We start from the raw sequence: 23,140 nt of genomic DNA, 5'->3' as shown, positions 1-23,140 counted from the left end.
TTGACAAATTATACACTTTCAGTTTTTACAACCAATACGGTCGGTTTATTGAATCGGATTACCATCATTTTCACACGTCGCCGTTTGAATATTGAAAGTTTGACGGTTTCTGAAACGGAGCGTCGTGGCGTTTCTCGCTTTACGATCGTCATCCGAAACGAGAATCGGGATGTCGTAGAGAAATTGGTTCGCCAAATTCGTAAAGTAACAGATGTTCTGGCCGTTTATGGGTATCTAGATGATGAGATAATTTTCAATGAGGTAGCCTTATTTAAATTGGCAACTCCGCTGGGTGGTGAGCCCATCGATGTGAAAACGATCAATTTAGATTGGAATGCCAAAGTAGTTCATTGGGGTCTAGAATATGTGGTCGTGGAAAAAAATGGGACCGAAGATGAGTTAAATGAATTCTATGTCTATTTGAAAAAGTGGGAAATATTAGAATATGTTAAATCTGGTCGTATTGCCGTAGGTAAAACGGAAAAAGGATTAGTTGAATTTCTTCCTGAAGGTAATTGGGAAATCGTATAATCGAATTAGTATATAAATTAAAAGACAAAAAAATGGCAAAGATTAATTTCGGTGGAGTTGTTGAAGACATCGTAACAAGAGAAGAGTTTCCGTTAGAGAAAGCTAGACAAGTATTGGCTGATCAAACCATCGCAGTAATTGGTTACGGCGTTCAAGGTCCAGGTCAAGCCTTAAACATGAAAGACAATGGTCTGAATGTGATTGTAGGTCAGCGTAAAGGTAAAACCTACGATAAGGCAGTTGCCGACGGTTGGGTTCCAGGTGTGACTTTATTTGAAATTGAAGAAGCATTGGAAAAAGGAACGATCATTTGTTACCTACTTTCAGACGCGGCTCAAATTGAATTATGGCCAACAGTTAAGAAATATTTGACAGCTGGTAAGTCGCTTTATTTCTCTCATGGATTTGGAATCACATACAAAGAGAAAACGGGTATCGTTCCTCCAGCTGATGTGGATGTATTCTTAGCTGCTCCAAAAGGATCAGGTACTTCATTGCGTCGTTTGTTCGTAGCGGGTAAAGGCTTGAACTCTTCTTTTGCAGTTTACCAAGATGCAACAGGAAAAGCTCGTGAAAAATGTATTGCGATGGCAATCGGTGTAGGTTCTGGCTATTTATTTGAAACCGATTTCTATAAAGAAGTTACATCTGACTTAACGGGTGAGCGTGGAACGTTGATGGGCGCTATTCAAGGAATTTTCGCGGCGCAGTACGAAGTTTTGCGCGCAAATGGCCACTCACCTTCAGAAGCATTTAACGAGACAGTGGAGGAGTTAACGCAATCGTTGATGCCACTAGTTGCGGAGAATGGAATGGATTGGATGTATGCCAACTGCTCTACGACGGCACAACGTGGTGCATTGGATTGGTGGAAGCCATTCCGTGACGCGACGAAACCGGTATTCGAACAATTATATAACTCGGTGAAAACACAAGCTGAAGCAGAGCGATCAATTACGTTAAATTCTCAGCCAGATTACCGTGTGAAATTAGATGCCGAATTGAAAGAGATGGCAGATATGGAAATGTGGAGAGCGGGAGCTGCGGTACGTAGTTTACGTCCTGAAAATAACTAATTGTTTTTTCCTTAAGAAGTCGTCCGGGTTTTCTCGGGCGACTTTTTTGTTGCCCACAAAGTAGTTTTTTGTACGTTTGCTGTGCATGGAATTCAACAAATTAACAGAGGTTCCAAGCCTTCATCAAATCAAACAAGCTGCTCATCAAATTAAGGACATCGCCTTGAAGTCCCCATTGATGTATGCACCCCGATTATCTGAAAGCTTTGGAGCCAAGATTTTTTTAAAACGGGAAGACCTCCAAGGGGTTCGTTCCTACAAGATTCGTGGAGCTTATCATAAAATTAGCAACATCCCGTTGGAACTGCGTTCAAAAGGGGTTGTAGCCGCTTCAGCAGGGAATCATGCGCAAGGGGTTGCACTTTCTTGTGCCATGCTAGACATTCAAGCTTTTATTTTTATGCCGAAAACCACCCCACTACAAAAAGTAGAGGCCGTTCGTTTTCACGGAAAAGAAAAGGTACGAATCAAGTTAGTTGGGAATACATATGACGAGGCGTTCACTGCAGCCCAACGATTTTGCCAAGAAAATCAAGCTATATTCATACCTCCATTTGATGATTTTGATATTATTGCAGGTCAAGCAACTGTGGCGCTTGAAATTGTCGATCAACTGCCCGCTCCGGCCGACTACCTACTTGTGGCTATCGGCGGTGGTGGTTTAGCGGCAGGTGCAGGATTGGTTTTATCAGCCCTTTCACCTCAAACAAAATTAATTGGCGTCGAACCGGCGCTTGCCCCATCCATGCTGGAGAGTTTAAGAGCTCATCAAGTTGTTTCACTGAATTCCATTGATTCATTTGTTGATGGCGCATCAGTTAAACGGGTAGGCGAGAAGACTTTTGCGATTTGTGAACCCTCCCTTGATCGCATGTTGGTTGTTGAGAAAAATGTGCTTTGCCAAACGATGCTCGATTTGTATCAATTCTACGGCATGATTGTTGAGCCAGCCGGCGCCCTCTCTGTTGCGGCACTCGAACAAGTTCGGTCTGAAATTGTAGGAAAAACGGTGGTTTGCGTGATATCGGGTGGAAATTTTGATACCAAGCGTCTCCCCGAAATAAAGGCATTAGCAGACAATTAGTCACATAGGCTTTGATTTTCATCTGGGAGAGGCTAGCTTTGTTTTTGCTATTTGAAAAGTCAATGAAGAAAATCTGGAAATCGACGCTTTATATTACTTATCTGCTCATCTTCATTGCCGCAGCTCTTGAGATTTTATTGCGTATTTACAACCCGATTCCTTTTCGTATTAAAGGGGATAAAATTATCTTGCCCATTAATCAATCGTATCAATTTACAAATCAGTATGCTTGCTTTGATTCATTGATTATTCACAAGAAAAATTCCATGGGATTTCGTGGGGAAGAACTTCCCAAAGACGCTTCTCAGTATACGAAAATAATTACGGTAGGGGGCAGTACCACCGAATGTTTCTTTATCTCGGAGGATAAGGCCTGGCCACAAGTAATGCAATCAGAGCTGCGAAAAAAGATGCCTAAATCCTGGGTCAATAATGCAGGATTAAATGGGCATTCGAGTTTTGGGCATCTTTTGCTTTTGAAAGACGTCGTTCTGAAATACAAGCCCAATTATATTTATTTTTTAATGGGCGTCAATGATATGGACCGACAAGATCTTAACCAGTTTGATAATCGGATGGTGCTTGGCAAGTCGGTTCAAATGGAAAACAATGGCTGGTTAAAGAATGCTTTTTTAACCTTATCTAATCATTCTGAAGTGGCCAACTTGATCTATAATATTTCTAAATCCCTTAAGGCGCGTAATCAAAAGATTTTTGTAGATAAAATCGTGCAATTAAATCCCAAGGATACGCTGATTATTCCTGAAGCTACTATTCAGGCTACATTAACAAAACAGAAAGCTCTACTTCCCGCCTACCGAAACCGTATCGTGCAATTGGTTACGCTATGTAAGTCCCATGGTATTAAACCGGTATTTATTACGCAACCTTTATTGGTAGGAGAAGGGCTTGATCCAGCAACTGGAACGGATTTAGCAAAGGTTAAAATTTCAGTTGATATGAATGGGCGCTTGTATTGGAATAAATTGGAGTTATATAATGAGGTGATGCGCGATGTTTGCCAAAAAGAGCACCTCGAATTGATAGATTTGGCAAAAATACTCCCCAAGGATTCACGGTATTTTTACGACCCAATGCACTTTACCAATATAGGTTCAGTTCGGGTCGGGCAAATTTTAGCAGAATCAAGCACCCGCTTCCTAAATTGATGAAGAGTAAAGCAGAATTTTAGCTATTTTTGTCTTTTCGATTAAATTAAAAGCTTGACAATTTGAAGATTTTAGGAATTTCTGCTTTTTATCACGATTCTGCCGCGGCTTATATTGAGGATGGTAAAATTATTGCTGCAGCACAGGAAGAGCGATTTACGCGTAAAAAGCATGATCCAGCTTTCCCCACTCATGCGGTTCAGTATTGCTTATCCGAGGCTGGAGTTCAGCTGAGTGATTTGGATGCGATCGTATTTTACGATAAGCCCTTGCTGAAAATGGAACGCTTATTGGAGACTTATTATGCTTTTTCCCCCAAGGGCCTGCTTTCATTTTTGACGGCGATACCTGTTTGGTTGAAAGAGAAGATGTTCTTGAAGCGCATGTTGTATGAGGAGTTATTTGACATCCAGCACTTCGACAAGAAGAAAGTAAAATTATTATTTCCAGAGCACCACTTGTCTCATGCAGCAAGTGCATTTTATCCATCACCATTTGACGATGCAGCTATTTTGACATTGGATGGCGTGGGAGAGTGGGCTACGGCTTCGATTGGACATGGGAAAGGAAATACCTTATCGATCTTAAAAGAGTTAAAATTCCCACATTCATTGGGCTTGTTGTACTCTGCATTTACCTATTTCTTAGGCTTTAAAGTTAATTCAGGAGAATATAAACTGATGGGTTTAGCTCCGTATGGCCGGCATGGGTCTAAGGAAGTAGAGCAATATAAAAAGTTGATTCGTGAAGTATTGGTGGACATCAAGCCTGATGGTTCAATTTGGCTAAATCAGGAATATTTTAATTATGCTACTGGTTTACGTATGGTGTATGATGCCAAATGGGAGGCATTATTTGGTTTTCCAACCCGCGAGTCGGAATCAAATTTAGAACAGAAACATTGTGATTTAGGTCTGGCTATTCAAGAGATTACGGAAGAGGTTGTGATTTTGATGGCCCATGAGGCGAAGCGATTGACCGGTTCAAAAGCCTGTGTTTTAGCCGGTGGTGTAGCGTTGAATTGCGTTGCTAATGGGAAATTAAAGGATGCTGGGATATTTGACGATATTTTCATTCAGCCTGCCGCGGGTGATGCGGGCGGTGCGCTAGGAGCGGCCCTGGCAGCTCATTATATTTATTTTGATCAAGCGCGTTCCATTGATGCTAGCAAATTGGATGCCATGTCAGGATCGTATTTAGGCCCCTCGTATTCTGATAAGGAAATCGAACAAATGGCTAAAGAGAATCAAGCTAAATTCACCTATTTTGACGACTTTAAAGAACTTTCAGCTAAGACCGCCGAATTACTTGCTGAAGGAAATGTGATAGGTTGGTTTCAAGGGCGTATGGAATTTGGCCCAAGAGCTTTAGGTGGAAGAAGTATTTTGGGCGATCCCCGAAACCCCGAAATGCAGAAGAAGCTGAATCTTAAAATTAAATACCGCGAAGGATTTCGTCCATTTGCCCCTTCAGTTTTAGCTGAAGATGTTCATGAATATTTTGAATGTGATACCATTTCGCCATATATGCTGTTGGTGCATGGGGTGAAACCCGCTCGAAGAAAAGAAATGCCAGCGAATTACGAGCAATTAGAGATGATGGAGAAATTGTATTTTCTCCGTTCTGATTTGCCTTCGATTACGCACATCGATTATTCCGCGCGTATTCAAACGGTTCATGCGGAAACCAATCCACGTTATCACCAATTAATTTCTGATTTCAAATCAACGACGGGCATAGGTGTGGTGGTTAATACCAGCTTTAATGTTCGTGGGGAGCCTATCGTTTGTACGCCTGCTGATGCTTATCGTTGTTTGATGCGCACCGAGATGGATTACCTTGTAGTAGGGAATTACCTATTTGATAAGAAAGTACAAGCTCCGTGGGAGGAATCGGATGCTTGGAAAAAGGAATTTGTATTAGACTAAAAATATAATCAATATGGACTTTTTAAGTGATTTGTGGAACTTCATGAAAGAGCGTAAAAAATGGTGGTTAACACCTGTTATCATAGTTCTTTTGTTAATCGGTATCTTGATCGTCGTAGGTGGTAGCTCAGCTCTTGCGCCTTTTATTTATACATTGTTTTAATCGATGAAAAAGCAAAATCCAGCTCAAACCATTTTGTCAATTGTTGTAGGGCTTATCGCCTTCAGCCTGCTCTTAAAAATCAATATGCTTGCACAAATTGCGCTGGCTATTGGTCTTCTTGCTTTGCTTTCCAATGGATTCGCAGAGCTTGTTTCGAAAGCCTGGATGAAATTAGCCCAGCTTCTTGGGCGGATTAACGGCTATGTTTTACTGACAATCATATTTTTTGTTTTCTTGACACCAATCGCCTTATTGATGCGTTTAGTTAAGCAGGCTGATAACCTTAAATTGAAGCCTCAAACCGGTGATTCTGTTTATGATACACGGAATCATACGTATGAGGCTAAGGATTTATCGAATATTTGGTAAAAATTAGATTTATTTAATAAAATTCAATTCTTGTTAATTTGACAAGATTAGATAATTAATCTTTTATTTTGGCACATTTTAGATAATTATTCTAAATGTTTATTTATTATTCGGATTGTAGCGATTATTAGTCTAAATTTTTAATTTTTCGATTACTCGATTTTGTTGTTTGCTTCATGTATTTAATTTAGTTTTGTCTACGATTTTAGTAAACAAAACAATATGAGCAACCGCATTCAAATTTTTGATACAACCTTACGTGATGGTGAACAAGTGCCCGGCTGTCAACTAAACCGAGAGGAGAAAGTTGAAGTGGCTAAGGAATTAGAGAAGTTGGGTGTAGACATCATTGAAGCGGGTTTTCCCATCTCATCTCCTGGTGATTTTGCATCTGTAAAGGCCATTGCAGGGGCGGTAATGGAGCCTACGGTTTGTGCCTTAACGCGTGCTAAAAAAGAAGATATTGATGCGGCTGTGGAAGCATTAAAGCCCGCACGTCGTCCACGCATTCATACGGGAATCGGTGCTTCTGATGTTCACATTAAACATAAATTTAATTCAACGCGCGAAGAGATTATTGAGCGTGGAGTTTGGGCAGTTAAATACGCAAAATCTTTTGTGGAAGATGTGGAGTTTTTCGCGGAAGATGCCGGTCGGGCTGATTTACCCTTCTTAGCTAAATTGACTTCTGAGGTTATCAAAGCCGGTGCTACGGTTGTAAACTTACCGGACACGACGGGTTATTTGTTGCCGAATCAAATGTATGATCGCATTAGCTATTTGTACGAACACGTAGAAAATATTCACCAGGCAACCATCTCCATGCATAACCACAATGATTTGGGACTGGCAACAGCGAATACCATTGCCGGAATTCAAGCTGGAGCACGCCAAGTCGAGGTGACCATTAACGGGATAGGTGAACGCGCTGGGAACACCTCTTTGGAAGAGGTAGCCATGATTTTGAATGTGCACAAAGATTTGGGATTCTCTACAGGGATTAACCCGAAATATTTATATCCAACCAGTTGTTTAGTTTCAAATTTGATGGGGATGCCTGTTCAAGCGAATAAAGCTGTTGTGGGTGCGAATGCATTTGCTCATTCATCTGGCATTCATCAAGATGGATTTTTAAAGCATGCGCAAAATTATGAAATTATGAACCCAGAGGATGTGGGTGTGCCTTCATCTGCAATTGTTCTAACCTCGCGTTCAGGGCGTGCTGCATTGCGCCATCGCCTGAGTCTTTTGGGATTTGATTTTGAGAAGCCTGAATTAGATAAAATCTACACCCGTTTCTTATTGATGGCAGATGCCCGCAAGATGATTCACGATGAAGATTTGAAAGAATTAGTTGGGTAATTAGTTGCTTGGAATTAATAGAAATTTGGACGTTCGCTCATTAAAGCGGACGTCCTTTTTTATTTTAATGCGATGGCTGAGTGAATTTATGGGTAAAAATAAGCGAGGTTTTTGGTTTTGAAAAACCAAAATTGTCCCGCTACCATCAACAGCAAATTCACGAAATTCAGGTTCAAATTCGGGTGTAGGTGTTATTTGTATTTGATTCCCAATTGGTTTGAGTGAAAACAATTCATTGGGAAATTGATATACTCCTTTTTGCGTCAGCAAATTCATCTCTTGCCTAGCAAAGGGGTATAAAGTATGAAGCTTAAAATAATAAGCATTGCTCGCATCTGCTTGTAATCGGTTACGTAAGTTCTGCAATTTGGGGTATGCAGCATAAGCAGACAAAACAATCCAGCCAAACGCTGGGGCCATCAAATACAGTCTTGAAAAAGGTATTTGAAAATGCTGAGGTTGAATCCAAACGAAGTATGTTATGCAGATGAAGACCGTTCCATAAAATGAAAAACGTTCAGCGAAGAGGGCATTTAAGTCGCCTGATTCAACATTACCCCGTCCCAAAGTAATCATGGTGCCCATGGCAATGATTTGGATGAAAACAAGTCCAGCGAAAAGCAAAGCGGGATCTTTACTTTGGTGATAGCGCAGCAGGGTATACCCTACATTTCCAATCAAAAAGGTACCTGCGATCATGCTTAAAAATACCTGGTGCTTAATCGCTCCTCCAATAAACACAATGCTTCCTTGTACCAGAAATAAAAGTTTTTCAATGCCGGAGTTAGCAGACGCGCTTTTGGGGGCATCGTAATTAATGAAGTATAGAGAGATTACAAGCAAGCCAGCGATGCTATAAATCCAAGCTTTTCGGTCTTTTTGATAAAATAGTAAAGCCAGTACCACCGGAATAAAGGCAAGTCCTTCCGTGCTGATAAATGGATAAATCAATGAAAGGCCAATCCCCCAGTTTCGTGTTTTCGTTTGGCTAATCCAATAAGATACCCAAATCAAAAAGCTTAAGGATGTCGCATGAACAAGAACACCTATTAAGGCATAATTATCCAAATTTCCATTCCAAGCAAATAACAAGCCGCTTATCGGAATGAAGTGCCACAAGTTGATTTTAGCCTTTTGAACAAGTTGGTATATCGGATACAGGATACTCACGATAAGGACATTCACACAAATTGTCAATGTTTTAAAATTGAATTCATCAGAGAATAAATGATATATGGCTGTTATCAGCCTTGCGCCCACCATTCGATGAATAAACCCATGAAATTCGGTGGATCTATTCCAAAATTCTGTAAATTCTAATGTTGGAAGGTCAATAAAATAAGCTAAAAAAGTAAAGTCATCCCCCCAATTTGGGAAGTTGATCAAGTATTGAACTAGATTAGCAAAATGAAGGAATATAAATAGACAACTAAAAAATAGTATTATGATCTTTTTCATGCGCTGACACTACTCGCTAAGGTGATCTTATGCTGATTTAATAATGCCAAAATTTGCAAATTGATGCGTTGTTTAGTTTGTTGGTAAATGGATAAATCTTTTGTTTGGACATAAAACATGACGCTTATATCCAAAGAATACAATCCAAATCCTTCAAATACTACTTTAGATTCTTTTGTATTGCAAAGCTTTTCTGCTTTAATGCAATCCGTAATGGCCTGTATAATGGTGTCAATTTGTTTTGAAGAGGTATTTAAATGGCAGGTTAGGTTGAACTTAGCTCGTCGGTAATCTCTTTCACTGAGATTCTCTAAAGATTGTGAGGTCAGTAGCCGATTAGGTATAACTACTAAATTGCCATCTACGCCGCGTAATCGCGTACTTCTAAATCCGATTTTTTCTATATCGCCAGTAATAGTTCCTACTTGAATACTATCCCCAACCACAAACGGAAGGTCTAGGAATATTGTAAACGAGGCAAATAGATTTTCCAATGTCTCTCGAGCGGCTAAGGCTAATGCCAAACCTCCTAATCCTAAACCCGTAATTAAGGCAACCACATCTACCTCGAAAATACGACCCAAGATGACAAAGCCAGCTGCTGCAATAATAAATACGAGCGACAGGTCGTTTAAAAAGGGAATAAACTGTTGTTTTGATTTTTGCTCTATTCCTTGCCATTTTTCTTGCGCAACAAGAATACCCACTTTTACTAATCTGATAATTATCCAAGTTAGCGTTAGTATGATAACGGTTTCAAAAGTTTTTGAAAGTAAAAAGCGAATACCAAAAGTTTCAATCGATACTAAATGCCAAGTTGAGGGGACATGAAGATTATGAGCAGCCAGGTAAAGTGAAATCCAAAAAACAAGTAATTCCAAGGGCTTGCGCAATAATTGAATACAATCTTGAAATGATACGAACTCTTGAGGAAAAAAGCGAAGGACAATTTTTGAGAAGGTATTCGAAAAAAAACGCCTTAAAACTAAACCTGTGAGAAGGATTGACGCGAATATGATTAAATCAAGCGCTGAGTTTTCTAAAAAATACCAATTGCTTAAGCTTTCCATGCGGGATTCTCAAAATATGATTTCAAATATAGCTAATATCTTACTCGATTATGAAAAAATTTACGACCTTTGCAGACTTGAAAGATATAAAAGGGAGGAATTTTAACCGCATGATTTACAATCAATTGACTCATTTGAATAAAAATATTTTAGCATCATTCGTGCTATTTTTTGCATTCTTTGCCGCGTTAATCCCCAATTCCTACGCTCAAACAATCGTTAATTCTCCTTTATCCTACATAGGAATGGGTGAGCTTTACACGCCAGAAACACCCTCTAATTCCATGATGGGTGGAATAGGCGTTTCAAATTCCAATGGTATTTATTCGAACCAGATTAATCCTGCGCTATTAGCTCGGAATCATTATACCATGTTTGAAGCTGGTATAAATGCTGAATTTAAAGACATGCAGGATTATCGCCAGCGCCAACAAGTTCTTGGTGGAAATTATCAATCCTTAAATATAACGCTACCTGTTATTCCTTCGCGTTGGACAATGTCATTTGGAGTAAGACCCTATTCAACAGTAAATTATGAAACGCGATCTTACCGCCGCTTAAATGTTTTGGGGGTAGATAGCCTTTTATACTCATATAAGGGAGATGGTGGTGTAAGCAAACTGACCATATCAAACGGGGTGCGCATTGGTAAGGAGTTTTTTGTAGGCTTGGAAATGGGTTTTTTATTCGGCGCCGTAAATCGCAATGTAGGGACTCAAAATCTTTCAGACGGGCAGTTTTATAAGATTAAGTTGGAAAATCAATCAAATTATGCTGATTTCACATTTAAAGCTGGGGCTGCATGGCGTAAGGTGCTGAAAAATGATTTAGTGCTCAATGCTGGTGCAACGATGGACTTAAGTCCCAGTTTGAGTGGTACTTTAATGAAACGTTTTGTTACCTATGATTTGGGAGGACTCAATGTAATTAATTCTGATACCCTAGCTAAATCGGAAGCATTCACCCAGCAATTACCAGTTTCATCGCGTGTTGGTGTAAGTATTGAGCGTTTAGCGCACTGGATGGTGGGTGTTGATTACGTACGAACGGATTGGTCGAAAGTTGATAATAATTTAGGCCGAAGCAAAGCATTGCCCACAAGTGAGCAAATCTCAATTGGAGCAGAGTATACGCCTGATTTTGAGTCTATTTCGAGTTTCTTTAAGCGTGTGACCTATCGTGTGGGTGTTTCTCAAACCACTACTCCATACGATTTTGGTGGGAACGGTAAATTTGCCAAAGATCAGAGTCTTTCGGTAGGTGTTGCCTTGCCCTTGCGTAATTTCTTGAATTACGTGAACGTGTCATATCAACTTGGTAAACGAGGTACATTAGCCGATAATTCACTTGAGGAGCAATATCATCGTGTGGTGATTGGGATGACTTTGGGTGATGTTTGGTTCCGTAAAATTAAAATCGATTAAATCAATGCTGCGTTTCGTGAGATTCTTACTGTTGGTAGTGAGTTCTCTTCTGTTTTGGTCTTGTCAAAAAGAGCAAGCAGCAGATAAACGTGTTTACCGTGGACCCAAGTCTGAATTGCTCGGTATTGATATGATGTATTCCGATTCAGGGCGTGCTGTAGTACACATGATCACCGAAAAACAAATTACAACTCCTACAGAAGATCGCATCTACCCAAAAGAAATGAAACTTTGGTTTTTTGATAAATTGGGCAATGTAACTTCAGAAATCAGAGGTGATTCGGCCCATTTTTTCAGAACCACGAATTCCTATAAAATGATGGGTCATGTGGTTATCAACAATGTGCTAAAAGGAGAGGTGTTAAAAACAGATGAATTCACGTGGTTACCGAATGAAAAGCGCATATTCACCACCAAACCTGTATCCATCAAAACGCGTACTGATATTATTCATGGAGTAGGCTTAGATGCCGCCCAAGATTTTTCGAGCTATTCGTTACGTCGCGTCAGTAACTCGGTGTTAACCGTAAATCAATTGCCGACCAATTAGCGACAATTTTTTAAAGCCGCTTTGGCTTCATCAAATGAATAGATTTTTTTATCTCCCCAGCTATCATTCATGAACGTAATGAGCTCTGCAATGTCAATAGCTTCTAGCTTAGCATTCGCTGGCATATAACCCGAGTAGACTTTCCCATTCACCTTGATTTCTCCTTTTTGCCCATTTTTGATGATGCAGGCTAATTGCTCGACTTTATAACGCCTCCATAAATCTGTTTTGGCCAAGGGAGGATATAAATCGCGCAACCCACTACCGTCAGATTGATGGCAGTTTGAGCAGTTTTTTTCGTAGATAACTCGACCTTCCACCACGTATTGTTGGTACAATATTTCTTCCTTGCTTTGGCAGGCAATCAAGCTAATGAGGAGGCAAAATGGGAAAATATATTTCATGCTTAGGCTACTTTTCTTGTAAGAGTATTTCAATGTCTTCGATTAAGTGATTAACCTCTGTTTCTTGTGTTCCGTCGTATATGCCTCGAACATGCCTATTTTTATCTACCAAAATAAAGGCTCCACTGTGGACGAATCCACCTGCCTCATTTTTGTCCTCTTGTGCGGTAACCATATAGGACTTTTCTCCTAATTTATATAGGGCCGCTTTATCTCCAGTAAGCATATTCCATCGAGGTGCTTTGACTTGTAAACGACTGGCATATTGCTTTAATACACTTGGGGTATCGAAACTAGGATCGATGCTGTGCGACAAGATGCGAATACCGTCGTTCTTCGCGTAACGTTCATAAATTCGCAATAACTGCGTTTTCATCTTTGGGCAAATTGTGGGACAGGAGGTAAAGAAGAAATCGGCAATGTATATTTTACCAGCCATATCCTTTTCACTCACCCAAACCGAGTCTTGATTTAAAAAGCGGAATGCAGGAATTTGGTGATACAAGGTGTCCACCTTCCCATTCACAATATGGGTGTCCTTGGGTCCTAAAAAAGGCAAGGTTTTCTTCTCTTGGCAGCCTATTAATAACAAGCTTAGCACAAGGAATCCACTAAGGGCGGTAGGCTTTGGCTGCATTTAAAGTGGAGTCGGTGAGTTGCTGTAATTCTTTTAGTTTATTGAACTGTTTTCCGAGGTATTCAATTTTTGATTTCACCTCCATTTTACCTAAACTGTCCATAGAAAATTGATGCATCCAATCCATCATAGCTTGATCCGATTTAGCTAAGGCCTTTTTCAACTTATTTACATGTACGGAATCTTTTCCCGTAGAAAAGCTATCCAATTGCGCTTGCAAGGAAACAACTTCTTCTGTCTTCGGCATTAGGTTATCATGTAAGGCTAAGACTTTTTCCTGTAATTCCTCACTGATTTTTTCCTCTGCTTGTGAACAAGCTAAGATACCCGTACCCAAAAGGATACAAACAACGATTCTATGAAACATGAGATGCTTTGATTAATTTTCTAACGTTATCTTTTAATTCCAGGTAACCTTGTTGGCCCCCAATCATTTTGGCAATTTCCTCCACGCGTTCTTCTCCATTTAATTCACGTATACTTGATACCGTTTTCTCTCCAGCATGGTCTTTATAAACATACCAGTGTGAACTTCCAGCCGCGGCAATTTGCGGTAGGTGTGTGATGGCAATCAGTTGATGACCTTGGCTCATTTGCGTTAGCATCTGACCTATTTTGATAGCAATTTCACCAGAAACACCCGTATCAATTTCATCCAAAATTAACGTAGGAAGGGCTCGTTTCTGAGCGAGTAAGTGTTTGATCGATAGCATAAGCCTGCTTAATTCTCCTCCAGATGCCACTTGTTTAAAGGGCTTCGGGCTTAAGCCCTTATTAGCAGAAAATAATAATTGGATCTTATCAATCCCGGATGGACGCATTTCTCGTTGGGTATTTTCCCAGGCTAAGGTAGCATTGGGGATGCCTAGTGCAGCGAGGGATTCTGTTAATTGACTTTCTATCGGTTTACAAACTTGTAGTCGGCTTTCACGTAAAATCAATGCGGCTTTCTGGGCCTCTGCTTGACATACCTGTAGTTGTGCATGGGCTTTTGCCAAGGCTTCATCTAAATTGGAGAAACTTGCGATTTGATCATCTAATTGATTTCGCATTTGAATGAGCGATGCAATATCTTTTACTTGATATTTTTGCAATAATCGATTGAGTAAATCCAATCGTTGCTGCTGAATTAATAGGCTTGCGGGGTCTGTCTGAAAATCTTCAGCCTCATGTTCCACCTCACTGGCTAAGTCTTTTAACTCAATCCAAATACTGTCTAGCCTAACTTTCCATGCTTCATATGCTGGATCCCATTTACTTAGGGACTGTGCTTGTTGCAAGGCCAAACGAATTTGTTGGATACTTGAATATTCATCAATACTTAACAAGTTCGCCAATCCCGCTAATTTCTCATGGATTTGTTCGGCATTTTCACCTTTTTCAACAGCGATTTCTAACGCTTCATATTCGTCCTCTTTCAGGTGTGCTGCTTCCAATTCTTGAAACTGAAACTGCATAAAGTCGAATCCTTGCAATCCAGAAGCGGATTGCTTGTTGAGCGAATCAACATATTCTTGTGCATGTAAAAATGCTTGAAATGCTGAAACGTAAGAACTTTTTAATACTTGGTTTTGAGCAAAACTGTCAATTAACTCTAAACTAAAATCAGGATGTGACATCCACCAAGTATCTTGTTGTGAATGAATATCAATCAGTTCTTGACCTATTTTTCGTAAAGACTCCAAAACAACCGGACTATCATTTACAAAGGTTCTTGACTTGCCGGCTGGATTAATTTCTCTTCTGATTATGCAAGGGTCCTCAAAATCCAATCCTTCCTCTTCAAAAAGCTGGCGAATGTGTGGATATTTAGCTAATGCAAACGTCCCTTCAATAATGCATTTTTTTTCAGGATCATATAATGATTTGCCATCAGCGCGTGCACCCATCAACAAGGCAATCGCCCCCAAAAGTATGGATTTGCCCGCTCCTGTTTCACCTGTAATGACGCTCAAACCTTCAGAAAGGCTCAGATTGACAGAGTCAATGAGGGCATAGTTCTGTATGTGTAATTGTCTGAGCATGCGAGTATTTTGGAATTCGAATTTACATAAAAAAATCTGTTCGAATTTTTATTTCATCCGATTAAAGGTTTTTGAAGAATATTATCAATAATTTGTACCTTTGAAAAAAAATACGCCTACGTTTATTTAACCCCTACGAAATGAGTGTTTTAGTTAACAAGAATTCGAAAATTATAGTACAAGGATTTACAGGAACAGAAGGTTCCTTTCATGCAGAACAAATGATTGCCTACGGTACGAATGTGGTAGGCGGGGTGACCCCAGGAAAAGGAGGAGGAACGCATTTAGATCGTCCTATTTTTAATTCGGTGGCTGATGCTGTTGAAAAAACAGGTGCTGATACATCAATTATTTTCGTTCCACCCGCATTTGCTGCAGATGCGATTATGGAAGCTGCTGATGCCGGAATCAAAGTGATTATTTGTATCACGGAAGGTATCCCTACCAAAGATATGATTGTGGCGAAGGAGTATATTCAAAATCATGATTGTCGGTTAATCGGACCAAACTGCCCAGGTGTCATGACAGCTGATGAATGTAAAGTTGGTATTATGCCAGGTTTTATCTTCCAAAAAGGCCGAGTAGGTATCGTATCAAAATCAGGTACCTTAACCTATGAAGCGGTAGACCAATTGACGAAAGCAGGCTTAGGCCAAACAACAGCTATCGGTATTGGTGGTGATCCAATCATTGGCACAACAACAAAAGAGGCTGTTGAATTATTAATGAATGATCCGGAAACTGAAGGCATCGTGATGATCGGAGAGATTGGTGGAGGCATGGAAGCTGAAGCAGCACGTTGGATCAAAGCGGATGGAAATCGCAAACCAGTAGTTGGATTTATTGCAGGGCAAACAGCACCGAAAGGTCGCCGGATGGGTCATGCGGGTGCAATTATTGGCGGAGCTGATGATACAGCGGAAGCTAAAATGAAGATTATGCAAGCGTGTGGTATTCATGTAGTTTACTCGCCAGCTGATATCGGTGAAACGATGATTAAAGCATTAGCTGGAAAATAATTTTAAGGATGATTCCTTTTATCTCAAAATCTGCTAATCATATCCTAACCAGGAAGATTAGCAGATTTTTTTTATTCGTTATTTTATGGCTCTCCAGTCAGTTTGCAGTTGCAAAGTGGCAGGAGGTACAGCCGCTCGATAAGGCATGGTTAGTCTATCAGGCGAATTTAAAGTCATTTCTGCCTTATATTTCATCCAAACATTATAATTACAAATCGAAATCTTTAGCCATTCCGCTTGAGGAATACCCGAAGACCTATATTCGCTTGGAGATGGATGGGGAATATGTTCTTTTTATTCAAGGGGCTTTCCACAGTCACTTATACAAGGACAAAACCTACCGGTGGTCAGTTGATAGTTTACGAGACAAATTTAGGCAGTCTGGTCCTTTGTACTTGAGTTTTTATCAAGCTAATATGGTCGGCTTGCCTAAAACCGTTTCCATAGAGCGAAAGGTAGAGGAGGCAAACACCACATTTTCGGATAGGTTGAATTTAAGCCAACGAAATGCGTATTTGTTTAATCAGTTTTTTGGAAGCGCGTTTTTATTCATTTTGCTTTTTATGGGGGTATTGTTTACTTCTTTTCCTCGTTATTTCGCGGCGTATTTTCGTTTTTCAGATTGGATTCATTGGGAAATAAAAGAAGAGGTGCTGTTGAAAAACGCTTTTGCTTTCCCTAATCTGTTTGTAATTTTTTTGTTGAGTTTAGTTACGGCCTGTTTTTCATTTTACAATGGTTTGCTAAATCAGTCACAGGATTCATTTTTTGAATCTCAGGAGAATTTACAAAGGTTTCTTCCGGCGGTTTGGTTTATTTTATCCAAAACAGCCATTGGTTTTGCCTTGTTCGTCAGCCGGTTCTTTGTGTATAAGTTATTTACAAACCTTTTCAGATTGCCCAATATAGCTGAGGCGCATTATTTTAAATCGATTCAAGCCAACTTGCAGTTTTTTTTAGTTTTATTCTGTTTACTTAGTCTTTTTTCAGTTTACATGGGCCCCATGTATCCTGTGAGTTTGAACTACATATCGTATGTAATTACTGGATATTTTATCGTTCGGGCAATTTACTTTTTTCAAGTATTTCGTAGAAGTTATTCAGTAAACCAACTTTCACTGTTGGCTTATTTGGTATTGATGGAGGGACAAGTAATGGTATTTGGATTGCGGGAGTTGATTTTTCCAGAATACATGTAATAGCAGATATTTTTTTGAAAAAAATTCTCGTATATTTGCAAGCATTTTCAGTTTAAGGCCAAGCTAGAGTGCTTAATTTGAATTAATTATTATGAGTGTAGTTGCAAACGTTACGCAGCCCGATGCAAGTCGGTTGAAAAAAGTAAAAAGTATCCTCGTTACTCAGGCTGCTCCGGCAGATGCTGCAAAATCTCCCTATTCTGAAATCGAACGTAAATACAATGTAAAAGTTGACTTTCGCTCCTTTATTGATGTGAAGGGGATCTCTTTCAAAGATTTTAGAAAGCAAAAAATTGATATTTTATCTCATAGCGCGATTATTTTCACAAGTCGCAATGCCATCGATCATTTTTTCCGCATCTGTAAAGAAGCGAAAATCGAGGTACCAGCCGACATGAAGTATTTTTGTATCACGGAGCAAACAGCTAATTATTTACACAAATACATTGTTATTCGTAAGCGCAAAATTTTTACCGGTACAAAAACGGCCTTGGATTTGTTGGAGGTAATTAAAAAACATAAAACCGAGAAGTTTTTATTCCCTTGCTCCAATAAACGGCAGAAAGATTTGCCTGATTACATGGGTACCAATGATTTCCAGTTGACAGAAGCGGTAATGTACGAGACAGTTTCTGCTGACTTGTCTGATTTGGAGAACGTTTTTTACGACATTATTGCATTTTTTAGTCCTTCAGGAATTACCTCATTGTATGAGAATTTTCCAGATTTTAAGCAAAATAATACGCGTTTAGCAGCTTTCGGTCCGACGACTGCACAAGCCGTACATGATGCGGGGCTCATATTAGATATTCAGGCACCTATGCCGAATGCCCCTTCTATGACGGGAGCCTTAGAGCACTACATTAAACAAGCCAATAAATAATTTAAAGCTCCCAACGGGAGCTTTTTTTAGTTAGAGGCTATTCCGCTATCGTTATTTTGTTTATTTTAGCTCAGCTTTTGGCAGAATTCTAACCATGCAAGGAATTATACACATCCTGGATAAATCAATAAAGTACGCGCTACTTGTCTTTTTGAGTATTTCAGCTTTTGCTCAGCAAGATCCAGGTTTAAGTTTGGCACACCTAAATACACTGTATTTTAATCCTGCGGCAGCGGGTGTTGGTCGTGATGCCTATGTTCAGAATCATTATCGGAATCAATGGACCTCCTATGAAACCTCACAAGATGGTTCTGGGAATTTAGGAACAAATATTATTGGTTTATCCCTTCCATTGAATTTTCAAAATTTGGGGATGGGACTTATCGTGATGAATGATAAGACGCCATCGGGTGTGGGTCAACAAGTCGTTAGACTTCAGTTGGCCTATCATTTTCCTTTAGCAAGTGGGGCAAGAGTCTCTTTTGGTGCGGGCTTCGGCATGCATAATAAATCTTTTGATGGACAAATTTTTCGAGTGCGAGATGCAAATGACCCTTTGGCAGTAGATATATCAGGTAGGCAAGTGTCACAATCCATCCCTGATTTTAATGCCGGCTTGTTGTATTCCACTGATTTATTGGAAGTCGGACTTGGAGTTGGACACCTGAATCAATCTTCATTTGATTTTGGTAATCCCAATATAAAGTTGGCCAACCAGTTGGCAATTAACCTACACGCAAAAGGGACCATCGGTTTAAATGATCGCTTTGATGTAACACCTTTTGGCCAACTCATATATTACAGCGGCATTTTTTTACCTCAAGGTGGTGCGAAAGTGACCTACCAGCAGCAATTTTGGGTAGGAGCAGCCTATCGCTGGGATGATGCCAGCAGCTTTATGACTGGAATTTCGGTATTAAACAATCGGTTAGATATCGCGTACGCGTTGGATTTGTCTTTGGTGAATGCCTCAGCCAAGGCTAATTTGTCCCATGAAATTATGCTGAGATTTGTTCTGCCATCATTTCAGTTGGCCCCGAGAATAATCCCTGTTAAAACGCCTCGATTTAACTAGAGAAAATAATCAATAAATTATGTTACAAAAAAAAGGATGTTTTGTACTCATATTATTAGAAATTCCGTTAATTTTGAGGAATTTGATTTAATTGTGTGTACTTAAACTGTTTAGTGCGCAATTTTTTTTGAATAGTAACGTTTAAGTTGAGATATAATAATTCGTCTATATGAATTTTAAATTTGTTGGAAAGCCATTGGCAATCGTTTTGTCAGCCTTTGTTTTGTCTGTTACACTATTTGGTTGTGGCGGTTCAAAGGGTGGCTCAAAGAGTTCAAAAACCCTCAGTAGTTCTAAAGGGGCTTCTTCTTCATCGAAAAAGGGGGGATTAAAATTTGGCAAGTCTGCTAAAGATGCTCCTGGTATTGAAAATGGGGAAGTGGTTGCGTCTGCTCGTAAGGGATGGAGTCAGCCTACGCCTTACGGAATGGTATTAGTACCATCTGGAAGTTACATGATGGGGCAGGCTGATGAAGATGCCTCTCGCTCCGGAATTAGCTTTAATAAGCGTGTGACGGTTGCGGCGTTTTATATGGATGATACGGAAATTACCAACCATGAATATCGTCAGTTTACCAATTCTCTTTTAAAAGATTCCGTTTCTGTTTTAGGTGAGGATAAAATTATGTCTGATTTTTATCCAGATACTACGGTATGGAAGAATGATTTTACTTTCCATAATGGGGATCCTATGTTGGAATACTATTTTTCTAGCCCAGCATTTGATCAATATCCTGTGGTAGGGGTTAGTTGGGAAGCAGCCAAATATTTTTGTTTATGGCGCTCCAAGATGCTTAACGAGTACCGCAAGAAGCAAGGTGAATATATTTTGCCTCGTTTTGAATTACCATCTGAGTCGGAATGGGAATGGGCCGCTCGCGGAGGTCGTGCTTCAGCGAAGTATCCATGGGGCAATCCATACGTTGCGAATGCAAAAGGATGTTTAATGGCGAATTTTAAGCCACACCGTGGTAATTATGATGCAGATGGATATGCTTACACATCTCCTGCCAATGCATTTGATCCAAATGATTTTGGATTATATAACATGTCGGGCAACGTTGCTGAGTGGTGTATTGATGCTTACTCAGATAATGCATCGGCAGTTACATGGGATTTAAATACGGTCAATAAGGATGACGATGAGCCGCGTAAAGTAGTTCGTGGGGGTTCTTGGAAGGACATAGCCTATTACTTAGAAACAGGAACACGCGCATATGAATTACAAAGTAAAAAGCGTTCATATATCGGTTTCCGTTCTATGATGCGTTACCTGGGACGTCCAGCACTTAAGAAATAATTTAACAATCAAAGATTCAAATAAAGTCAAATGAAGGGATTAGAAAAATCAATTAATGTGGTAGCAAGTTTTGGTGCTGCTGTCGTAATTATTGGAGCATTATTTAAAATCGTTCACTGGGATGGTGCTAACGAGATGTTGATGGTAGGTATGTTTACCGAGGCTGCCATCTTTATTCTATTTGGTGTTTTATACCTACAGGCCAAACCGGAGAAGGAATACAATTGGGAAAACGTTTATCCCGAATTGGTGGGTGGTGAAGCTGCGGCTCCTCGTCCTGCAGGAAACGGCTTAGCTAATTTAGCTAATCAACCGGGCTTAGGCGCTGATGTAGTTGAGAATTTAACCAAGAGTTTGAAAGGGTTAACAGAAACGGCGAATAGCTTACAAGAAATTTCAAAAGCTACGGGTGCTGCTAATGATTTTGTACAATCGTTAAATGCCTCTTCTCAATCATTGGGGTCGTTGAATAAAACGGTTGCTGATGCTAATGCTTCATTAGGTTCTATTTCGATATCCTCAACAGAAGCAGCCAAGTATGCGCAGCAATATGCCAAAGCAGGAGATCAATTAGCCGCATTGAATGCGATTTATGAAACAGAGATTCAAGAATCAAGTAAGCATTTAAAAGCGATTAATGGTTACTATGGCAATGTTAATACCACAGTTGAACAAATTGCTGCAACATCGAAAGATGCCGAGCAATTCAAAGCTGAATTAGCTAAGTTAAATGCCAATATTCAGGCATTAAATCAAGTGTATGGCAGCATGTTGACTGCTATGAAAGGATAATTTTTGATTCTATTACTGCTTAGATAATATATGGCTAGTTTAAAAGAGACACCCCGGCAGAAAATGATCGGGATGATGTATTTAGTTCTTACCGCATTACTTGCCTTGCAAGTATCCGATGCGTTATTACAGAAATTCACCATTTTGAATTCCAGTTTAGAGATTGCAAATCAGTCTGCAACTGCAAAGAATAAAGGAATGGTGCAAGGTATTGAAGAACGAATCAAAGATTTACCTAATCCAGGGGCTTATGCTGAGGTTACTAAACGTGCGAATGAAGTGCGCCGATTAGCGGATGCTTTAGTTAATCATTTGGATGAAGTTAAAGGTAAAATTATAGAAACGGGTGGCGGCATTGATCCTGAAACAGGAAATATTAAAAATCCGAAAGAAGAAGAGAAGGTATTTACTCTTATGGTTGGTTCTGATAAAAAGGGAGAGGCCTACAAGATGGAGACGATGTTTGCTAAATACGTTCAAGATTTACAAAAATTAGCTGATCCAGGTACTAAATTCCCTTCTTTAGCTAATGATGCTAAATCAGATCCGATTGCGAGTAAAGATGCGAATCAAGCCAATAAAGATTTTGCCGAATTGAATTTTGCTCAAACTCCAGTGCCAGCTGCTTTAGCCACAATTTCTCAAAAGCAAGCGGAGATACGTAGGTATGAAAGTGATGTTTTAGCGCAATTAGCCGCTAAAGTGGGTGCTAAAGAAATTAAATTTGATAAAGTTTTTGCACAAGTTTCGGCAAATGCCAATACGGTTGTAGCAGGAATGGAGTATCAAGCAGAAGTATTTATTGCAGCTACCTCCAGTGGATTTACTCCTCGTATGAGTTTTAACGGCTCTTCTATACCTGTTTTGGATGGACGTGGTCAAATTAAATTTAAAACGTCAGGCGGAGGCTTTGATGCAAATGGATTGTCAAGAAAGTCTTATACAGCCTCTGTTTCTTACATGAGTCCTACGGGTCCAAAGACGGAGACAATCCAAAAAGAGTATTTTGTCCTGAAGCCTACTTATAATATTGAGACAGCAACTTTGCCTGCCTTATATTTAGGCTGTGCGAATCGTTTAAGTGTAGCTAGCCCAGGTTTGGGAGCTTTGTGGAATCCGACGTTCTCCGCTGATGGTGGTGAGGCGATTGGAGGGCAAAATCGCGGTAAAGTTACAATCGTTCCTTCATCTGCTAATGTAACGTTGAATATCACCAATGGTGGAACTTTACTTGGCAAGGAAACATTCCGTGTACGTAGAGTACCAAGACCAGAAGTTCGTATTTATGGTAACGGGGGTGAATTAGACGAAAAACGTGGCGCGAGTGCCGGTGGTTTACGTTCTATTGATGCACGTGCCATTGCTGACGAATCTTTTAAATCAACAAATCCAGAAGATGCAAATTTCCGTGTATCTGAATTGTATGTGGCATTAGCGAGAGGTCAGCGAAAAATTGACGATGTAACCTTACAAGGTTCCGGGTCAATAGGCAAGTTAGCAGCTCAGGCACAAGCCGGAGATCGCTATTATATTGAGGTTAAGGGCGTTCAACGGAAAAATTTTAAGGGAGCTGTTGAATCTATACCATTTACGATGACTAAAAACATTCCTTTGAATTAACCT

The 23,140-nt window shown here is 39.9% G+C and carries 23 protein-coding genes; 17 read left to right on the top strand and 6 right to left on the bottom strand.

The annotated features are described in order from the left end of the window. From ilvN to ACIQZ2_RS01475, 8 genes are all read left to right on the top strand, one after another. A complete protein-coding gene (gene ilvN, locus ACIQZ2_RS01510) occupies nt 1-531 on the top strand; it encodes an acetolactate synthase small subunit (RefSeq protein WP_395767110.1) in 531 nt (176 codons plus the stop codon). A gap of 32 nt (nt 532-563) precedes the next feature. Beyond that, nucleotides 564-1,607 carry a ketol-acid reductoisomerase gene (ilvC, locus tag ACIQZ2_RS01505; protein ID WP_395767067.1) on the top strand — a complete coding sequence of 348 codons (1,044 nt, stop codon included), beginning with the start codon at nt 564-566 and terminating at the stop codon, nt 1,605-1,607. Nucleotides 1,608-1,692: 85 nt separating this feature from the next. After that, complete coding sequence (ilvA, locus tag ACIQZ2_RS01500; protein ID WP_395767066.1) at nt 1,693-2,691, top strand: threonine ammonia-lyase IlvA; 999 nt, start codon at nt 1,693-1,695, stop codon at nt 2,689-2,691. Nucleotides 2,692-2,753: 62 nt separating this feature from the next. Then, entirely contained in the window at nt 2,754-3,860 is a 1,107-nt protein-coding gene (locus tag ACIQZ2_RS01495; RefSeq protein WP_395767065.1) for a GDSL-type esterase/lipase family protein, read from the top strand. 62 nt (nt 3,861-3,922) lie between these two features. Continuing rightward, complete coding sequence (locus ACIQZ2_RS01490) at nt 3,923-5,788, top strand: carbamoyltransferase (RefSeq protein ID WP_395767064.1); 1,866 nt, start codon at nt 3,923-3,925, stop codon at nt 5,786-5,788. A 13-nt stretch (nt 5,789-5,801) separates the two neighbouring features. Beyond that, on the top strand, nt 5,802-5,951 hold the full coding sequence (locus tag ACIQZ2_RS01485) for a DUF5989 family protein (RefSeq protein WP_395767063.1): 150 nt from the start codon (nt 5,802-5,804) through the stop codon (nt 5,949-5,951). A gap of 3 nt (nt 5,952-5,954) precedes the next feature. Continuing rightward, nucleotides 5,955-6,320: an SxtJ family membrane protein gene (locus ACIQZ2_RS01480; RefSeq protein WP_395767062.1), complete on the top strand. Its 366-nt coding sequence runs from the start codon at nt 5,955-5,957 to the stop codon at nt 6,318-6,320. A 222-nt stretch (nt 6,321-6,542) separates the two neighbouring features. After that, nucleotides 6,543-7,682, top strand: coding sequence for a 2-isopropylmalate synthase (locus ACIQZ2_RS01475; protein WP_395767061.1), 1,140 nt, complete (start codon nt 6,543-6,545; stop codon nt 7,680-7,682). Here ACIQZ2_RS01475 and ACIQZ2_RS01470 read toward each other — a convergent pair whose 3' ends face one another. Further along, nucleotides 7,683-9,140 carry a hypothetical protein gene (locus ACIQZ2_RS01470; RefSeq protein WP_395767060.1) on the bottom strand — a complete coding sequence of 486 codons (1,458 nt, stop codon included), beginning with the start codon at nt 9,138-9,140 and terminating at the stop codon, nt 7,683-7,685. After that, the gene (locus tag ACIQZ2_RS01465) at nt 9,137-10,210 is read right to left on the bottom strand and encodes a mechanosensitive ion channel family protein (RefSeq protein ID WP_395767059.1); all 1,074 of its coding nucleotides are present in this window, start codon (nt 10,208-10,210) and stop codon (nt 9,137-9,139) included. Before ACIQZ2_RS01465 ends, ACIQZ2_RS01470 begins: the two co-directional genes overlap by 4 nt. A gap of 50 nt (nt 10,211-10,260) precedes the next feature. On the opposite strand from ACIQZ2_RS01465, the gene ACIQZ2_RS01460 reads away from it, so the two are divergent. Further along, the gene (locus ACIQZ2_RS01460; RefSeq protein ID WP_395767058.1) at nt 10,261-11,634 is read left to right on the top strand and encodes a hypothetical protein; all 1,374 of its coding nucleotides are present in this window, start codon (nt 10,261-10,263) and stop codon (nt 11,632-11,634) included. Nucleotides 11,635-11,650: 16 nt separating this feature from the next. Beyond that, nucleotides 11,651-12,184: an LPS export ABC transporter periplasmic protein LptC gene (gene lptC, locus ACIQZ2_RS01455; RefSeq protein ID WP_395767057.1), complete on the top strand. Its 534-nt coding sequence runs from the start codon at nt 11,651-11,653 to the stop codon at nt 12,182-12,184. Here lptC and ACIQZ2_RS01450 read toward each other — a convergent pair. Genes ACIQZ2_RS01450 through recN form a run of 4 tightly spaced genes read right to left on the bottom strand, consistent with a single transcriptional unit; the run spans nt 12,181 to nt 15,249 of the window. Beyond that, nucleotides 12,181-12,588: a c-type cytochrome gene (locus ACIQZ2_RS01450; RefSeq protein WP_395767056.1), complete on the bottom strand. Its 408-nt coding sequence runs from the start codon at nt 12,586-12,588 to the stop codon at nt 12,181-12,183. The two genes, lptC and ACIQZ2_RS01450, sit on opposite strands and share 4 nt — an antisense overlap. Nucleotides 12,589-12,595: 7 nt before the next feature. After that, nucleotides 12,596-13,225 (bottom strand): SCO family protein, encoded by a 630-nt coding sequence (locus tag ACIQZ2_RS01445; RefSeq protein ID WP_395767055.1) that lies wholly within the window; start codon nt 13,223-13,225, stop codon nt 12,596-12,598. Further along, complete coding sequence (locus ACIQZ2_RS01440; RefSeq protein ID WP_395767054.1) at nt 13,200-13,592, bottom strand: hypothetical protein; 393 nt, start codon at nt 13,590-13,592, stop codon at nt 13,200-13,202. Before ACIQZ2_RS01440 ends, ACIQZ2_RS01445 begins: the two co-directional genes overlap by 26 nt. Continuing rightward, nucleotides 13,582-15,249 carry a DNA repair protein RecN gene (gene recN, locus ACIQZ2_RS01435; protein WP_395767053.1) on the bottom strand — a complete coding sequence of 556 codons (1,668 nt, stop codon included), beginning with the start codon at nt 15,247-15,249 and terminating at the stop codon, nt 13,582-13,584. Before recN ends, ACIQZ2_RS01440 begins: the two co-directional genes overlap by 11 nt. Before the next feature lie 140 nt (nt 15,250-15,389). Here recN and sucD point away from each other — a divergent pair, with 140 nt between their 5' ends. From sucD to gldM, 7 genes are all read left to right on the top strand, one after another. Continuing rightward, the gene (sucD, locus tag ACIQZ2_RS01430) at nt 15,390-16,268 is read left to right on the top strand and encodes a succinate--CoA ligase subunit alpha (RefSeq protein ID WP_395767052.1); all 879 of its coding nucleotides are present in this window, start codon (nt 15,390-15,392) and stop codon (nt 16,266-16,268) included. Between the two features lie 8 nt (nt 16,269-16,276). Continuing rightward, nucleotides 16,277-17,467 carry a hypothetical protein gene (locus tag ACIQZ2_RS01425; protein WP_395767051.1) on the top strand — a complete coding sequence of 397 codons (1,191 nt, stop codon included), beginning with the start codon at nt 16,277-16,279 and terminating at the stop codon, nt 17,465-17,467. A 91-nt stretch (nt 17,468-17,558) separates the two neighbouring features. Beyond that, a complete protein-coding gene (locus ACIQZ2_RS01420; protein WP_395767050.1) occupies nt 17,559-18,350 on the top strand; it encodes a uroporphyrinogen-III synthase in 792 nt (263 codons plus the stop codon). Nucleotides 18,351-18,444: 94 nt separating this feature from the next. Next, nucleotides 18,445-19,425, top strand: coding sequence for a type IX secretion system membrane protein PorP/SprF (locus tag ACIQZ2_RS01415; RefSeq protein WP_395767049.1), 981 nt, complete (start codon nt 18,445-18,447; stop codon nt 19,423-19,425). Nucleotides 19,426-19,594: 169 nt separating this feature from the next. Beyond that, complete coding sequence (locus tag ACIQZ2_RS01410) at nt 19,595-20,725, top strand: SUMF1/EgtB/PvdO family nonheme iron enzyme (protein ID WP_395767048.1); 1,131 nt, start codon at nt 19,595-19,597, stop codon at nt 20,723-20,725. A gap of 30 nt (nt 20,726-20,755) precedes the next feature. Continuing rightward, nucleotides 20,756-21,517 carry a gliding motility protein GldL gene (gldL, locus tag ACIQZ2_RS01405; RefSeq protein ID WP_395767047.1) on the top strand — a complete coding sequence of 254 codons (762 nt, stop codon included), beginning with the start codon at nt 20,756-20,758 and terminating at the stop codon, nt 21,515-21,517. Between the two features lie 30 nt (nt 21,518-21,547). Further along, nucleotides 21,548-23,137 (top strand): gliding motility protein GldM, encoded by a 1,590-nt coding sequence (gldM, locus tag ACIQZ2_RS01400; RefSeq protein WP_395767046.1) that lies wholly within the window; start codon nt 21,548-21,550, stop codon nt 23,135-23,137. Nucleotides 23,138-23,140: the final 3 nt, after the last annotated feature.

It is taken from the genome of Aquirufa sp. (genome assembly GCF_044342065.1).
In the GTDB taxonomy this organism is placed as follows: Bacteria; Bacteroidota; Bacteroidia; order Cytophagales; family Spirosomataceae; genus Aquirufa.
Note: the sequence above shows the minus strand (reverse complement) of the source record. Positions and strands in the feature narration are given on the sequence as shown.

Coding starts and splice junctions, on each gene's coding strand:
- ilvC (WP_395767067.1), top strand. CDS start 564: ATGGCAAAGATTAATTTCGGTGGAGTTGTTGAAGACATCGTAACAAGA.
- ilvA (WP_395767066.1), top strand. CDS start 1,693: ATGGAATTCAACAAATTAACAGAGGTTCCAAGCCTTCATCAAATCAAA.
- ACIQZ2_RS01495 (WP_395767065.1), top strand. CDS start 2,754: ATGAAGAAAATCTGGAAATCGACGCTTTATATTACTTATCTGCTCATC.
- ACIQZ2_RS01485 (WP_395767063.1), top strand. CDS start 5,802: ATGGACTTTTTAAGTGATTTGTGGAACTTCATGAAAGAGCGTAAAAAA.
- ACIQZ2_RS01480 (WP_395767062.1), top strand. CDS start 5,955: ATGAAAAAGCAAAATCCAGCTCAAACCATTTTGTCAATTGTTGTAGGG.
- ACIQZ2_RS01475 (WP_395767061.1), top strand. CDS start 6,543: ATGAGCAACCGCATTCAAATTTTTGATACAACCTTACGTGATGGTGAA.
- ACIQZ2_RS01470 (WP_395767060.1), bottom strand. CDS start 9,140: ATGAAAAAGATCATAATACTATTTTTTAGTTGTCTATTTATATTCCTT.
- ACIQZ2_RS01465 (WP_395767059.1), bottom strand. CDS start 10,210: ATGGAAAGCTTAAGCAATTGGTATTTTTTAGAAAACTCAGCGCTTGAT.
- ACIQZ2_RS01460 (WP_395767058.1), top strand. CDS start 10,261: ATGAAAAAATTTACGACCTTTGCAGACTTGAAAGATATAAAAGGGAGG.
- ACIQZ2_RS01450 (WP_395767056.1), bottom strand. CDS start 12,588: ATGAAATATATTTTCCCATTTTGCCTCCTCATTAGCTTGATTGCCTGC.
- ACIQZ2_RS01445 (WP_395767055.1), bottom strand. CDS start 13,225: ATGCAGCCAAAGCCTACCGCCCTTAGTGGATTCCTTGTGCTAAGCTTG.
- ACIQZ2_RS01440 (WP_395767054.1), bottom strand. CDS start 13,592: ATGTTTCATAGAATCGTTGTTTGTATCCTTTTGGGTACGGGTATCTTA.
- recN (WP_395767053.1), bottom strand. CDS start 15,249: ATGCTCAGACAATTACACATACAGAACTATGCCCTCATTGACTCTGTC.
- sucD (WP_395767052.1), top strand. CDS start 15,390: ATGAGTGTTTTAGTTAACAAGAATTCGAAAATTATAGTACAAGGATTT.
- ACIQZ2_RS01425 (WP_395767051.1), top strand. CDS start 16,277: ATGATTCCTTTTATCTCAAAATCTGCTAATCATATCCTAACCAGGAAG.
- ACIQZ2_RS01420 (WP_395767050.1), top strand. CDS start 17,559: ATGAGTGTAGTTGCAAACGTTACGCAGCCCGATGCAAGTCGGTTGAAA.
- ACIQZ2_RS01415 (WP_395767049.1), top strand. CDS start 18,445: ATGCAAGGAATTATACACATCCTGGATAAATCAATAAAGTACGCGCTA.
- ACIQZ2_RS01410 (WP_395767048.1), top strand. CDS start 19,595: ATGAATTTTAAATTTGTTGGAAAGCCATTGGCAATCGTTTTGTCAGCC.
- gldL (WP_395767047.1), top strand. CDS start 20,756: ATGAAGGGATTAGAAAAATCAATTAATGTGGTAGCAAGTTTTGGTGCT.
- gldM (WP_395767046.1), top strand. CDS start 21,548: ATGGCTAGTTTAAAAGAGACACCCCGGCAGAAAATGATCGGGATGATG.